The organism is Streptomyces sp. MNU76, assembly GCF_020982545.1.
Classification (GTDB): domain Bacteria; phylum Actinomycetota; class Actinomycetes; order Streptomycetales; family Streptomycetaceae; genus Streptomyces.
This window is the reverse complement of sequence record NZ_JAJKLK010000001.1, coordinates 853,024-867,409: the sequence shown is the minus strand read 5'-3', so window position 1 is coordinate 867,409 and position 14,386 is coordinate 853,024. Positions and strand designations below refer to the sequence as shown.

The following is a 14,386-nucleotide window of genomic DNA, read 5'->3' as shown; positions in this document are numbered from 1 at the left end:
GCGCGCGGATGCCAGGGCCAGTGACCCGGATCGGTATCACCGGACACCGGGAGATCCCGGAGGCCGCCCTGTCCGCCGTCCGCTCGGGCATCCGGGCGGAGTTACGCGGCCGCCCCTCCACCACCCGGGCCCTCAGCAGTCTCGCCGCCGGCGCCGATCAGCTCTTCGCGGAGATCGCCCTGGAGAGCGGACTCCAGGTCACGGCCGTGATCCCCGGCATGGACTACGAGACCCACCTCGGCGACGACCAGGTCCGCGGCGCCTACCGCCGCCTCCTCAAATGCTGCACCGAACGCGAGCAACTGCCGTACGAGCGCACCCACGAGGAGGCGTACTACGCGGCCGGCCGCTACATCGTCGACCACACCGACCGCATGATCGCCGTCTGGGACGGCGCCCCGGCCCGCGGCCTGGGGGGCACGGCCGACATCGTCGACTACGCACGCCACACGGGCGTCCCGGTGACGGTCCTGTGGAGCCCGGGCGTGCGCCGCGTCTGAACCCTCCATCGTGAGGGGCCGCCACCCCCGTCAGGACCCGAACCGCACCAGCCAGTCGGTGTGCTGCGGTGACACCAGCCGCTCCGCCTCCGCGACCGCGTCGGCCCACCCGTCCTCGCCGACGGTCGTGATCATGGTGACGCGGTGCGTGCCCAGATCCTGTTCCACCAGCTTGTGGGCGTACGTGAGCGGGCGGTGCCGTCGCATCTCCTGCCAGGCGACGCCGGCCGCGGCGGCGGCACTGAGGACACCGGTTGGGTCCAACCGGCTGCCGATCACCCCGGTGGCCCGCGCGACGGCGGTGGCCAGGGCCAGCGCCGTCAGGGTGGTGGTGACGCCCGACCAGCGCACGGACGCCTGGTGCGCCTCTCCGGCCCTGCCGCGATACCAGGCCAGCTGTTGCAGGACCCGGTCACGGAGATAGATGTCACGCCGGGTGGCGTACGCCTTGGCGCGCACCGCACGCATCATCGGCGTGATCTGCCCGAGTCCGAGTTCGGTGACGGTCTCGCGCGGGTCCTCCCACCCCACTTTGCGCAGCTCGCTGAGCCGTAGCTCCAGCCGTTCGGCGAACAGCGCCTCGGGGTTGACGAGCCGTGAGTGGAAGGGACCGCCGTGCACCATGAACTGCCAGGCCAGCGACTTGACCACCTCGGCCGCCGCCCTGTGCGCCTGCCACTGTGCCCGCGCCCGCCGACGGGACACATAGAAGCCGATCACGATCGTCAGGGCGTACAGCACGGCCGCGACGGCCGAGGGCACCCGGCTCCCGACCCGCTCGGCCAGCGAGGCGGTCGCGGTCGCGAGCAGCAGGACGACCAGTTGCATCCGGACGACCTTGAAGCTTTCACCCTGATGGGTCACCGCCTTCTCATCGCACACCTGGAACAACGGGGACAGATCACGATCACTCACCGTAGTGCTGGGGCCGGGCGTCACAGCCATGCAGACCTCATACGGATACCGGGAAGCCGACGGAATGGTCATGCTCTCGTCAATCTTGAATTCGCGCCAGGCCGCATGTCGGAGAACACGGTCGGGCGCAGGCACCCTTTACCGTCGGAGGCGTGCGTGGTAAAGGGCGTGCATGATAGAACCATGCCCTACAGTGTCGTCCGAACCTCAATGACCAGGCCCTTGCCACGGGATCTCGTCGGCCAGGGGCTGATGACGCATTGGTCTCCTGAGGAGGACGAGAAATTCATGAACGTTCCGGGCACGAAGCCGATCCGCCGACCGGGCGCGACTCGACCGGCTACCAAGCGGACGGCCACACTCGCGACGATCGACACGCGTGAGCCCCGCGTCCAGCGGTTCACCGGTCGTGTGACCGAGCCTCGCGAGTCGCGCCCCGCAGGAGCGGGCGAGTTCAACTCGTCCATCTGACTCCGAGCACGACATCCGAGACCCCAACCTTCTTGATCAACAAGGGTGTTGGGGTCTCGCGCCGCCTCCACGGGGACGCGTCGGCGCGTACACTTCCGGAAAGTGACGGACTTCCGCGGCCAGCGACCGATCCAGCAACTGGTCCTCAAGGTGCACAGCCGCTGCGACCTGGCATGCGACCACTGCTATGTGTACGAGCACGCCGACCAGAGCTGGCGTGGGCGGCCGGTGGTGATCGCCGAGGAGACCCTCGGCCAAGTGGCTCGCCGCCTCGCCGAATACGCGGTCGAGAGCGAACTGGAATCCGTCGCCGTGATTCTGCACGGTGGAGAACCGCTTCTCGCCGGGCCTGCCCGGCTGCGACACATGTGCGCGGAACTCACCCGCGTATTGGCACCGGTCACGACATTGGACCTGCGCATTCATACGAATGGCGTACAGCTGAACAAGCGGCACCTGGAAGTGTTCCGGGAATTCGGTGTGAAGATCGGAATTTCACTCGACGGTGACCGGGTGGCCAACGATCGGCATCGACTGGACCGCCGAGGTCGCAGCAGCTACGACCGGGTGCTGCGGGCGATCGGGCTCCTCCGCCTGCCGGAGTACCGGGACCTGTTCCAGGGCCTGCTGTGCACGGTGGACGTGGCCAACGACCCGGTCGCGGTGCACGACGCCCTGACCGCCCTGGAACCGCCCCGCGTCGACTACCTCCTCCCCCATTCGACGTGGGACAGCCCTCCCCCCGGACACGGCAGGGGAACGCCTTACGCCGACTGGCTGCTGAAGGTCTTCGACCGCTGGGAGGAACAGGGGCGCCCCATGCCGGTCAGAACCTTCGACTCGGTGCTCAGCACCCTGCGCGGCGGCCCCAGCCTCACCGAGGCGCTGGGCCTCGCCCCGTCCGACCTGGCGGTGATCGAGACCGACGGCACCTTCGAGCAGGCCGACAGCCTCAAGACCGCCTACGAGGGCGCACCCGCCACCGGCTACGACGTCTTCCGGCACGGCTTCGCGGAGTTCGCCGAGCACCCCGGTGTCCGGGCCCGGCAGCTCGGCATCGCGGGCGTCAGCGAGACCTGCCGCCGCTGCCCGGTCGTCACGTCCTGCGGCGGCGGCCTCTACGCCCACCGGTACAGCGGCGAGCGAGGCTTCGACAACCCCTCCGTGTTCTGCTCCGACCTGCGGGGCCTGGTCGAGGGCGTCGCCGAGCGGATCACCGAGCGCGCACTGCACCCGGCGGTCACGGACACCGACAGCCTCCGGCTGGCCCAACTGGAACTGAACCGGGCCCTGTTGGCCCGGGTGAACACCGAGCTGTCCGGTCACCCCGACTGGGCCGCGACCTGGGACCTGCTGGTCGAGCTGGACTCCGACGCCGTCACCGCGCCCCACCTCGACACCGTTCTCGCCCACCCGTATCTGCGTACCGTGCTGCTGCGCGCCCTGGAGGGTCACGCCGACCTCGCGCGGCTGGCGGCGGCCGCCTCGGCGGCGGCCGTGCTCGCGGAGAGGGAAGCCGCCCTCACCTGGTGGCAGCAGGACCGGGACCTGTACCTCCCGACCCTCGGGACCCTGCGCCTCTCGGCACCCGGACGGGTCGAGTGCGCGATCACGGCGGACGGCCTCCAGGTGACCGGAAGGGACCAGCACGGCGGCGAACTGCACGTCGAATGGCGCCCGTTGAAGTCGCTGAAGCCCACGGCCGGTCCGGCGCTCCTCATCGACGACGCCGACCCTTACCGCGACTGCTACCCGGCACCGGTCGCGGCCCCGCTGAACCCCAGCGACCTGGAGCTCTTCGCCAAACGGCTGCGCGCCGCGTTCGACGCGCCGGACGCACACGATCCGAGCCCACGGCCGGGCCCGGACGCCTCCCTCTGCACCACGATCACCCCCCTCGCGGCAGGCACGGGCCTGCTGCCGGGAACGGGCACCCCGGGCGCCCTGGGGGTGGCCGTCGACTTCGAGCCCGAGGAACTGGCCCGCGAACTTCCCCTGTTGCTGCGGCGGTCCAGGCTCGCCGCCCTGCGGCAGGTCGCGGACCTGAACGTGCCCGGCACCGGCGCCGGACGGCTCCTCGACGAGGCGAGCGAGGCCATCGGCCGGGCCACCGTGTCGACCGACCGGGCCGCCCGCACCGAGGAACTGCTCCACGCCCGACACACCCTGGACCGGCTCGGCGCCCTGTCCGATGCCCAACTCACCGAGAGTGGAGTTCACTTGGCAGAGGAACTACGAAGAGAATGGGTGACGCTGCATGGCTGACGCCACTCGACCGCAGGGCCTGGCGGCCCGTCTCCACGACGACCTGGCCGAGTGGGGCGTCCGCCCCGGAGGCGTCCTGATGGTGCACTCCTCACTGAGCGGCACCGGCCTCGCCCCCGTCGCCGTACGCGACGCGCTGCTGAGCGCCCTGGGCCCCGACGGCACCCTGGTCGTCCCCGCCTTCACCCCGGAGAACTCCGACACCTCCCGCGAGTACCAGGCGTTCACGGAGGGCATGTCCGAGCGGGAGAAGGCCGAGTTCCGGGCGGGGATGCTGCCGTTCGAGAAGGACGCCACGCCATGTCCGTCCATGGGCGCACTCGCCGAGTGCGTGCGGAGCACAGCGGGGGCCGTGCGCAGCGCCCACCCCCAGACCTCCTTCGCCGCCCTCGGCCCGCGCGCGGCGGAACTGCTCGCCGACCACGATCCGACCTGCCATCTCGGTGAACGGTCCCCGATGGCCACGCTCTACGCGGCCGACGCCCAGATCCTCCTGCTGCGCGTGGGGTTCGAGGTGTGCACCGCGTTCCACCTCGCCGAGTACCGAACCAGCCCGCCCCCGTCGACGCGGACGTACCGCTGTGTGCTGGAGGAGAAGGGCAACTGGTTCGCGTACGAGGATCTCGCCCTGTTCGACGGGGACTTCGGGGAGATCGGGGCGCAGCTGCCGCATGAGCTGTTCAGGGTGCGGGAATGGGCGGGGAAGCCCGTCCTCCTCCTCGACATGCGGGCCGCTGTCGACACCGCGGCTCTGCTCATGTCCGGATATCGCTGACAAATGACGTGAAACAAGCCATGCGGTCGCGGGGGTGGTCGGGCACATTGTTGGTTCCGGCCAGATGACTCTCCGGCGGGGGAACAGAGGGCATCGACAGGCGGGGGGCGCGTGAACAGACATGTACGAGGGCGAGGCGCACCGGACAACCGGCCCTACTTCTTTCTGAGCTATGCCCACACTCCGTCCGGCCCCGACAGCGGGGACCCGGACCACTGGGTGTACACGCTCTACAAGGATCTGTGCGCCGACATCCTGGCCATCACCGATCTGCCGGCGGGCACGCCCCCGGGCTTCATGGACCGGGAGATGCGCTCGGGGGAGGGCTGGCCCGTCCGGCTCAGCGACAACCTGGCGCACTGCCGGGTGTTCGTGCCGCTGTACTCCCCGAGGTACTTCAGCAGCGAGGCCTGCGGTCGGGAGTGGTTCGCCTTCAGCGACCGCATACGTCAGGCCAGGGACGCCGGGGCCGGCGACATCCCGGCGATCGTGCCGGCGCTGTGGAGTCGCGTCGGCATGGACCGGCTGCCCGAGTCCGTGCGCCACCTCCAGGTGGAGCGGAACGTGTTCGGGGAGCGCTATCTGGACCACGGGATCTACGGGTTGATCAAACTCAAGCGGCTGCGCGACGAGTACGACGAGACGGTGTTCACGCTCGCCCAGCGCATCGTGCAGGTCGCCGAGGAGTCGCCGCTGCCGTCGAGCACCCCGAGGCCCTTCGAGTCCACGCCGAGTGCCTTCGCTCCCCCGGGGGACGGGCCCCGCCGTATCCATCTGACCGTGGCGGCACCCGCCCGTCATCTGGTGCCGGAGTCCCGGAAGAACGGCCGCTACGGCGAGAGCTCCCTGCAGTGGAACCCCTACGGCGACGAGACTCCCCGGCCCATCGCCACACTGGCGGAGGAACTGATCCGGTCGCTGGACTACCGGATCACCGTGTCCGACTTCGACAACGAGGACCCGACCACCGACGACCTGGCGGCCGGCGGATCCGCCGAACACCCCGCGGCCGAGGAACCCGAGCCCGGCCACCCGGCGATCCTGCTGGTCGACTGCTGGGCGGTCCTCGACGAGGACCGGCGGCGCAGGCTCAAGGCGTTCGACGCCAACGCCCGCCCCTGGGTCGGCGCGATCGTCCCCTGGAACCACAACGACGAGGAGTGTCACGGCGCGGAAGGACGACAGGTCAAGGCGAAGCTGGAACGCACCCTCCCCCTGATCCTGGAGCGGGGGCGCCGGACCGACTGCCGGATCGCGGCCAACGGCGTGCCCTCGCTCCAGGTGTTCGCCGACGTGCTGCCGGCTCTGGCGGCGCACACGACCCGGCAGTACCTCAGGCACGCGCAGGCGCATCCGCCCGAGGGCCCACAGTTGCCACAGCCCCGTCTCATGGGCCCCACCTACCCGCAGCAGCCCGCCGCGGGTTCCGATCACGGAGGAGAAGCATGACGGCCGGGGAGCGTGGACGGATCATCACCTTCTATTCGTACAAGGGCGGTACGGGCCGCACGATGGCCCTGGCCAACACGGCGTGGATCCTCGCCGCGAACGGCAAACGGGTCCTGACGGTCGACTGGGACCTGGAGGCCCCGGGTCTGCACCGCTTCTTCGAGCCGTTCCTCGACCTCAACGTGCTCGCCGCCACCTCGGGCGTGATCGACATCATCACCGAGTACTGCTGGGCCGCGACCACCGGCGGGCCCCGCTCCGGGCCCTGGCACCGGGAGTACGCCCGCGTCGAGGACCACGCCATCTCGCTCGCGCCCGAGCGCCTCAACCTGGCCTTCCCGAAGGGCGGTTCGCTCGACTTCCTGTCGGCCGGGCGGCAGAACCGCGAGTACTCGGCGACCGTGTCGTCCTTCGAGTGGGACAACTTCTACGAGCGGCTGGGCGGGGGCCTGTTCCTGGACACGCTCCGCGAGGACATGAAGGCGTCCTACGACTACGTCCTCATCGACAGCCGGACGGGACTGTCCGACAACGCGGACATCTGCACCATCCAGATGCCCGACGTGCTGGTCGACTGCTTCACCCTCAGCGGCCAGGCGCTGGACGGCGCGGCCGCCGTGGCACACAGCGCCGAGAAGGGGTACGGCAAGCGGTGGATCCGGGTGCTGCCCGTCCCGATGCGGGTCGACGAGGCCGAGAAGGAGAAGGCCGACGCCGGACGGGCCCTGGCCCGGCTGAAGTTCGAGGGGTTACCCAAAGGGGCCGACCGCCAGGATCTGGCGCCCGAGGAACTGAACGCGTACTGGGGCAAGGTCGAGATCCCCTACCGCCCTTACTACGCCTACGAGGAGACCCTCGCGACCGTCGGCGACAAGAGCGGCAACGCGAACTCCCTGCTGTCCGCCTTCGAACGGCTGACCTCGGTGCTCTCCGACGACGAGGTCACCACACTGCCGCCCGTACCGGAACAGGCGCGGCTGCGCTGCCTGGAGGCGTTCACCCGGCAGTTGCCGCAGACGCAGGCCGTGGAGGTCCTGGTGGTCCACGCGGCGGAGAACCGTATGTGGGCCGAGTGGGTGGAGGGCGTGCTCAAGCGGTCCGGCTGCCGCGTCACCCTGCACGACGTGGCCCTCGGCCCTCCGGAGCCCCCGGACCCGGACACCCGCGTCCTGCTGCTGCTGTCGCACGCCTTCGACAAGTCCCGGCACGCGGGCAGAGTTCGTCAGGCCCTCACCGCCGCCGCGCCGAACGCCTCGACCGCCCTGCCGGCTCTGGCCCGCGTCGAGGAGGTCCGGCCGACCGGCGCCTACACCGAGGTGGTGGACCTGCACCGGCTCGGTGAGGCGGACGGCGCCGACGGACTCCACGAGATCCTGCGGCTGCGGGCCGAGCCCGGGGCCCCCGCCGGGGCGGACCCGAGGTTCCCGGGCCGGGCACCCGACATCTGGGACGCGCCCCAGCGCAACACCACCTTCACCGGCCGGAGCGTGATCCTCGACCAGCTCCGTGAACAGCTCCGCGGCGGCATCTCCGTCGTGCTGCCGCGTCCCCAGGCGCTCTTCGGGCTCGGCGGTGTCGGCAAGACCCAGGTGGCGCTGGAGTACGTGCACCGCTTCATGGCCGACTACGACCTGGTGTGGTGGATCTCCGCCGAGCACATCGACAACGTGGTGGCCTCGCTCGCCGAACTCGGTTCCCGGATCGGCGCCCCCGGTGGCGAGGACATGGCGCTGGCCTGCCAGGAGGCCGTACGCATGCTGGGCCGGGGGGTGCCCACCCGGCGCTGGCTGCTGGTCTTCGACAACGCGGACACCCCCGAGGAGCTCACCCGCTTCTTCCCCACGGGCGGCGGCGGGCACATCCTCGTCACCTCCCGGAACCAGGCCTGGGCGCAGCAGGGCGCGTCACTGCCCGTCGACGTGTTCCTCCGCCAGGAGAGCGTGGAGCACCTCTCCCTGCGGGCACCCGGCCTCAGCCCCGAGGAGGCCGACCGGGTGGCGGAGGCCGTGGGCGATCTCCCGCTCGCCGTGGAACAGGCGGCGGCCTGGCTCGCCGAGACGGCCACGCCGGTCGAGGAGTACCTCAGCGAGCTCGCCGAACAGACCACCCATGTGCTCGACCTCAACCAGCCCACCACCTACCCCACCACGGTGGCCGCGACCTGGAACATCTCCATCGCCCGGCTGAAGGAACGTTCTCCTGCCTCGGTGCGGCTGCTGCAGCTGTGCGCGTTCATGGCCCCCGAGCCGATATCGTCCCGCCTGCTCTACAGCAAGGAGATGCGGGACGAGCTGCGCAAGGTGGACCCCGCCTTCCAGGAGAGCCTGATGGTGGGCCGGGCCATCAGCGAGATCGCCCGGCTCGCCCTCGCGAAGGTCGACCAGGTCAGCAACAGCGTCCAGATCCACCGGCTGGTGCAGGCCGTCATCCGTTCCCAGCTCACCGAGGAGGAGCAGCGCCACGCCCGGCACGTCGTCCACACCGTGCTCGCGGGAGCGCGGCCCGACGACGACGAACCCACGGACAACCCCGAGGACTGGCCGCGGTTCGAGGTGATATGGCCCCATCTGCGCGCCTCGGACATCCGTAACTGCGTGGAGTCGGAGCCCCGTCGGCTCCTCATCGACCGTGTCCGGTACATGTGGAAGCGCGGGGACTTCCCCGGCGCCCAGCGCCTCGCCGACGATCTGCTGACGCACTGGAAGCCCGAACTGGGCGAGAACCACCGGCAGTACCTGTATCTGCGCTGCCAGCTCGCCAACGTGCTCCGCTCGCAGGGGCGTTATGTCGAGGCCGAGAAGATCGACCGGGATCTGCTGGACCGTCAGCGCCGGGTGCTGGGGCCCTCGGACGCCCACACCTACATCACCACGTCGTCCCTCGCCAGCGACTACGCGGCCCTGGGCGAGTACAGCAAGGCGGAGAAGCTGGCCCGCGAGGCACGGGAGGGCTTCAGCCGTACCTTCTACCCCTCGCACCCCCGGACACTGAGCGCGGCGAACAACCTGGCGCTGGCCCTGCGCATGGTCGGGCGCTACGACGACGCTCGGGACATCGACCAGGACACCTACTTCCGCCGCAAGGACGTGCTCGGCCCCGACCACCCCTACACCCTGTCGTCGGCCTCCAGTCTCGGCCGGGACCTGCGCGAGGTGGGCCACTACACCGAGTCGGTCACCCTGCTGTCGGGGGCGTACGAGGCGCACAAGCGGGTGCTCGGCAAGGACTTCCCCGGCACGCTCAGCTGCGCGAAGTCGCTGGCCGTGTCGCTGAGGCGGGCGGGCGAGTTCAAGGACGCGCACCGCCTGACGCAGGCGACCCGGGACCAGTACCACGCGCAGTACGACGCGCACACCCCCGACTCGCTCGCCTGCGACCTGAACCTGGCGGCCGACCTGTACGCCGCCGACAAGCGGGAGGAGGCGCGCCGGATCGCGCTGGAGGCGCTGGCCGAGTACCGCAAGGTGCCGGGTGAGGAGCATCCGTACACCCAGGCCGCGCTGAACAACCTGGGCGTCTACCACTGGGGCTGCGGCGACGCGGAAGAGGCGGAGAAGGTCTTCCTGCGGGTGATGCTCCGCATGGTCGCGGTGCTGGGCGACCAGCATCCCCACACGCTCTTCTGCCGCACCAACTACGCCAACGTGCTGGCCGAGCAGGGCCGCGCGGAGGAGGCGTGGGTGCTGGAGGAGCCCTCCCGTGAGGCCCTGACGGAGGTGCTCGGTGAACACCATCCGGAGGCCCTGGCCGTGGTCGCCAACTCCACGCTGACGCTGCGCGCGCTGGGGCGGGTGACGGAGGCGGACCGGCTGCGCGAGCAGGTCGTAGCCGAACTGGCCAAGCTCAGGAGGCAGTTGGGCGAAGGCAGCGGTGTCGCCCAGCTGGTGGCGCAGGGCCGGCGGGTCTACCGCGACCTGGAACCACTGGCGGTGTGACGGCCCGTGCACGGGCCCGCGCGCAGGTCAGACCGGCGGGGCCAGGGACAGCAGCGTGCCCCGCAGGAGCCAGCTGAGGACCTCCGGCAGGGCGCGGAGCGAGGCGAAATGGGCGGCGGCGGGTTCGAGGACGGCGGTGGCGCGGGGGATGCGGTCGGCCAGCCAGGAGGAGTGGGCGGCCGGGGAGAAGACGTCCTTCGCTCCGTACCAGAACAGCACCGGCACCCGTATCTCGCCGGGCTCGAACCCCCAGGGGGAGGTCAGCGCGAGGGCGTCGTCGATCCATCCGTAGGGTGAAGTCCGCACCGCCTCCTGGTAGTTGCGCAGCAGCATCGACCGGATGCCGTTGTCGGAGACGATCAGCCGGTCCTCGTCGGTGAGGTCGTCGCGCAGTTGATCCAGCAGCCGCGCGGGATCGGAGCGGATCGCCGCGGAGCGCGGGATCAGCCGGGCGGTGAAGCCCTGGGGGTCGGTGTGCGCGGAATGGAACTCGTGGACGTTGGAGGGGGCCATGCCGGCGTACCAGTCGAGTCCGGCGGCGTCCTGCGGCGCCAACGTCACCAGCGCCGCCGCCCGCGTCACCCGGTGCGGCAGCAGTGCCGCGCAGGCCAGTGCGTGCGGGGCGCCGCCGGAGCGACCCACCACGGCGAAGCGGTCCACGCCCAGCGCGTCGGCGACGACGGTCACGTCCTCGACGGCGTCGACGACCCGGCGGCCGGGTCTGCGGTCGGATCCCCCGTACCCCGGCCGGTCGTAGCTGATGAGCCGGGTCCCCCGCTGGTAGAGGAACATCGGCCGGGGCCGGGGGCCGACCCGGCTGCCGGGCATGCCGTGGAACAGGAAGACGGGCCGCCCGGCCGGATCCCCCGAAGTCTCGACCCTCAGCAACCGCCCGTCGGGCGCCCGGACATGGGTCGGTGCCCGTGCCAGGTCATACACAGCGCTCCCCCTCCCTCGGCCCGCGGGCCGAGAACACGCTGCCGGAAGATTTCCCGGCCGCCCACCCCACGAAACGAACCGCGCCGGCGCTCCTCTCCCCCGGGGACGGGCACGCGTACGTGCGGCTCGCACCCCACAAGCACCATGCCCGACGCGTGTCTTGACTTCACCATGCCTTCACGTCAGATTCGAGGCTCCGCACACAGCCCGGGGCATACGGAGCGTTGCCGCCGGGGATCAGCACCGCCACCCGTCCCTTCGCGAGGCTGGAGCGTCCCGCATGTCCATGAGCGCGGATCCTGAGAGACGAACGGGGCCGAGGGGGCCCGAGTCGGCGGCGGGTGCTGGGGACGGCCGCGGGCGCGGGGCCGCGTTCGCCGCGGGCGGTGGGCTCGTGGGGACCGCCGTCGCCGCCGCACCGCCCCTGCTCGGCACCTACGACGTGGTCGTCGTCGGTTCCGGCGCGGCCGGGATGACCGCCGCGCTCACGGCGGCGAGGCAGGGGCTGAGTTGTGTCGTCGTGGAGAAGGCGCCGACGTTCGGCGGCTCGGCGGCGCGCTCGGGCGCCGGGATCTGGCTGCCGAACAACAGCGTGATCAAGGCGGCGGGGGTGCCGGACACTCCGGCCAAGGCGGCGCAGTACCTCGCGGCCGTCGTCGGGGACGACGTGCCCGCCGACCGGCAGAAGGCGTTCCTCGACCACGGGCCCGCGATGCTGTCGTTCGTCATGGCGAACAGCCCGCTGAGGTTCCGCTGGATGGAGGGGTACAGCGACTACTACCCCGAGCTGCCGGGCGGGCTGCCGAACGGGCGGTCCATCGAACCGGACCAGTTCGACGGCAATCTGCTGGGGGCCGAGCTGGCGCGGCTGAATCCCGCCTATCTGGCCACCCCCGCCGGGATGGTGGTGTTCAGCGCCGACTACAAGTGGCTCGCGCTGACCGCCGTGAGCGTGAAAGGGCTGGCCGTCGCCACCGAGTGCCTCGCCCGGGGCACGAAGGCCGCCCTGCTCGGGCAGAAGCCGCTCACCATGGGGCAGGCGCTGGCGGGAGGGCTGCGGGCCGGGCTGCTCGGCGCCGACGTCCCCGTGTGGCTCAACACCCCGCTGACCGACCTGTACACGGAGAGCGGGGCCGTGAAGGGAGTGGTCGTCAGCAGGAACGGCTCCCCCGGGCTCGTCCGCGCCCGCCGCGGCGTCATCGTCGGCTCCGGCGGCTTCGAGCACAACGCGGCCATGCGGGCGCAGTACCAGGAGCAGCCCGTCGGGACCCGGTGGACGGTGGGGGCCAAGGAGAACACCGGCGACGGGATACGGGCCGGTCAGCGCGCCGGTGCCGAGGTCGCGCTGATGGACGACGCCTGGTGGGGACCGGCCGTCGACACCCCGGGCCAGGCCTGGTTCTGTCTCGCCGAACGCACGCTGCCCGGTGGGCTGTTGGTCAACGGGTCCGGTGCGCGGTTCGTCAACGAGGCGGGCCCGTACAGCGACGTCGTCCACACGATGTACGAGAAGGACACCTCGTCCGCCTCCCACATCCCGGCCTGGCTGATCGTCGACCAGAACTACCGGAACCGGTACCTGTTCAAGGACATCGCGCCGACCTTCCCGTTCCCCGACGAGTGGTACGACGCCGGGGCCGTCCACAAGGCGTGGACGCTCGACGCGCTGGCCGGCGCGATCGGCGTACCGGCCGCCGCCCTCCGCTCCACCGTCGACCGCTTCAACTCCCTTGCCCGGCAAGGGGACGACACGGACTTCGGGCGCGGCGACAGCGTGTACGACCACTACTACACGGACCCGTCCGTGCGCCCCAACTCCTGCCTGGCACCCCTGTGGTTGCCGCCCTACTACGCCCTGCGCATCGTCCCGGGCGACCTCGGCACCAAGGGCGGACTGCTCACCGACGCCCGCGCCCGTGTCCTGCGCCCGGACGGCACGGTGATCGCCGGCCTCTACGCGGCGGGCAACGCCAGCGCGGCCGTGATGGGCCGCAGTTACGCGGGCGCCGGGTCGACGATCGGACCGGCGATGACCTTCGGCTACGTGGCCGCGCTGGACCTCGCGGGGAAGCTGTAGCGCCGCGTCAGCCCTCCTCCTCGTCGAGCAGCGCGTACGCCCGTACCGGGAAGGTGCCCATGCCCTCGACGGCGGGGGGCGCGGCGTGGAAGCGGAAACCCTGCGGGGGCAGTTGTTCCAGGTTCCGCAGGTGTTCCACGACGGGGATGCCGGCGGCGAGCAGGCCGGTGTGGGCGGGGCGGGTGCCGTCGTCGGTGTCGTCGATGTTGAGGGAGTCGATGCCGACGAGGGCGGCGCCCTGCTCGACGAGCCAGGCGACGGCGTCGGTGGTGACATAGGGGTGGCCGTGTCCGTACTGGTCGGTGCCCCAGTGGCGGTCCCAGCCGGTGTGGATCAGTACGGCCCGGCCGGTGACGTCGTGCGGCAGCAGCGCCGCCCGGTCCACGGCCCGGCGGCCTGCGTCGTGGACGCGTACGACCACGCCGTCGAGATCGACGAGCCCGGTGAGCGGTAGTCCGGCGAGGTCGTGGCCGCCGCTGAAGCGGTGGAAGGGGCTGTCGAGATAGGTGCCGGTGTTGGAGACCATCGTGATCCGACCGATGGCGAACTCGGTGCCGGGCGCGTAGATCTCCCGCGAGGCGTCCCGGGAGAGGTGGTCGCCGATCTCGGGCCCGGGAAGACCGGGGTAGGTGGTCATGCCGTGCCGGATGGTGTGGCTGAGGTCGACGGCCCGGCGGCCGCCCGTCCCCCGTACGGTCTTCCGGGACCCGGCGGCGGTGTCCGTCGTGCCCCGCGACCCCTTGTGCCGCTCCCGCACTGCTTCCCGGCCGCTGATGTGCACCTTGTCGACCATGAGCAGCCCGAGATGCCGGACGAACAGCTCGGCCAGCTCGCCGTCACCGATCTCCGCGTCCGGCACGTCCAGCATGAAGCCCTGGGCCTGGAGACCGCCGCCGTTGCCAAAGGTCACCTCGGCGTCGAACCGGACCCGCCACTGCCCGCCGTCCCCGATCTGCCGACCCGTCTGCCGACCGGCCCGCTGATCGCCCTGCTCATCGCTGTGCTCATTCATGCTCCGATCCTCCATGCAGTACCACTGCACCACAAGCAAGATTTACTG

9 protein-coding genes are annotated in these 14,386 nt (G+C 71.0%); 6 read left to right on the top strand and 3 right to left on the bottom strand.

Going from position 1 to position 14,386, the window contains the following annotated elements; translation table 11 throughout:
• Positions 1-8 precede the first annotated feature (8 nt).
• Complete coding sequence (locus E4N62_RS03750) at positions 9-500, top strand: hypothetical protein (protein WP_230211905.1); 492 nt, start codon at positions 9-11, stop codon at positions 498-500.
• A gap of 30 nt (positions 501-530) precedes the next feature.
• Here E4N62_RS03750 and E4N62_RS03745 read toward each other — a convergent pair whose 3' ends face one another.
• Positions 531-1,445 carry a DUF4231 domain-containing protein gene (locus E4N62_RS03745; protein WP_230211904.1) on the bottom strand — a complete coding sequence of 305 codons (915 nt, stop codon included), beginning with the start codon at positions 1,443-1,445 and terminating at the stop codon, positions 531-533.
• Between the two features lie 543 nt (positions 1,446-1,988).
• Between E4N62_RS03745 and fxsB the strand changes: the two genes are divergently transcribed.
• From fxsB to fxsT, 4 genes are all read left to right on the top strand, one after another.
• Positions 1,989-4,151 carry a radical SAM/SPASM protein FxsB, inactivated metallohydrolase extension form gene (fxsB, locus tag E4N62_RS03740; RefSeq protein ID WP_230211903.1) on the top strand — a complete coding sequence of 721 codons (2,163 nt, stop codon included), beginning with the start codon at positions 1,989-1,991 and terminating at the stop codon, positions 4,149-4,151.
• The gene (locus E4N62_RS03735) at positions 4,144-4,926 is read left to right on the top strand and encodes an AAC(3) family N-acetyltransferase (RefSeq protein ID WP_230211902.1); all 783 of its coding nucleotides are present in this window, start codon (positions 4,144-4,146) and stop codon (positions 4,924-4,926) included. Before fxsB ends, E4N62_RS03735 begins: the two co-directional genes overlap by 8 nt.
• Before the next feature lie 111 nt (positions 4,927-5,037).
• On the top strand, positions 5,038-6,375 hold the full coding sequence (locus tag E4N62_RS03730; protein ID WP_230211901.1) for a TIR-like protein FxsC: 1,338 nt from the start codon (positions 5,038-5,040) through the stop codon (positions 6,373-6,375).
• The gene (gene fxsT, locus E4N62_RS03725; protein ID WP_230211900.1) at positions 6,372-10,310 is read left to right on the top strand and encodes an FxSxx-COOH system tetratricopeptide repeat protein; all 3,939 of its coding nucleotides are present in this window, start codon (positions 6,372-6,374) and stop codon (positions 10,308-10,310) included. The genes E4N62_RS03730 and fxsT overlap by 4 nt, the downstream gene beginning before the upstream one ends.
• A gap of 27 nt (positions 10,311-10,337) precedes the next feature.
• On the opposite strand, the gene E4N62_RS03720 is transcribed toward fxsT, so the two are convergent.
• On the bottom strand, positions 10,338-11,249 hold the full coding sequence (locus tag E4N62_RS03720) for an alpha/beta fold hydrolase (protein WP_230211899.1): 912 nt from the start codon (positions 11,247-11,249) through the stop codon (positions 10,338-10,340).
• A 394-nt stretch (positions 11,250-11,643) separates the two neighbouring features.
• Here E4N62_RS03720 and kstD point away from each other — a divergent pair, with 394 nt between their 5' ends.
• Positions 11,644-13,326, top strand: a complete 1,683-nt coding sequence (gene kstD / locus E4N62_RS03715) for a 3-oxosteroid 1-dehydrogenase (protein WP_308184835.1) — start codon at positions 11,644-11,646, stop codon at positions 13,324-13,326.
• A 7-nt stretch (positions 13,327-13,333) separates the two neighbouring features.
• Here the strand turns inward: kstD and E4N62_RS03710 are convergent, their stop codons facing one another.
• Entirely contained in the window at positions 13,334-14,338 is a 1,005-nt protein-coding gene (locus E4N62_RS03710) for a cyclase family protein (RefSeq protein ID WP_230211898.1), read from the bottom strand.
• Between the last annotated feature and the right edge of the window lie 48 nt (positions 14,339-14,386).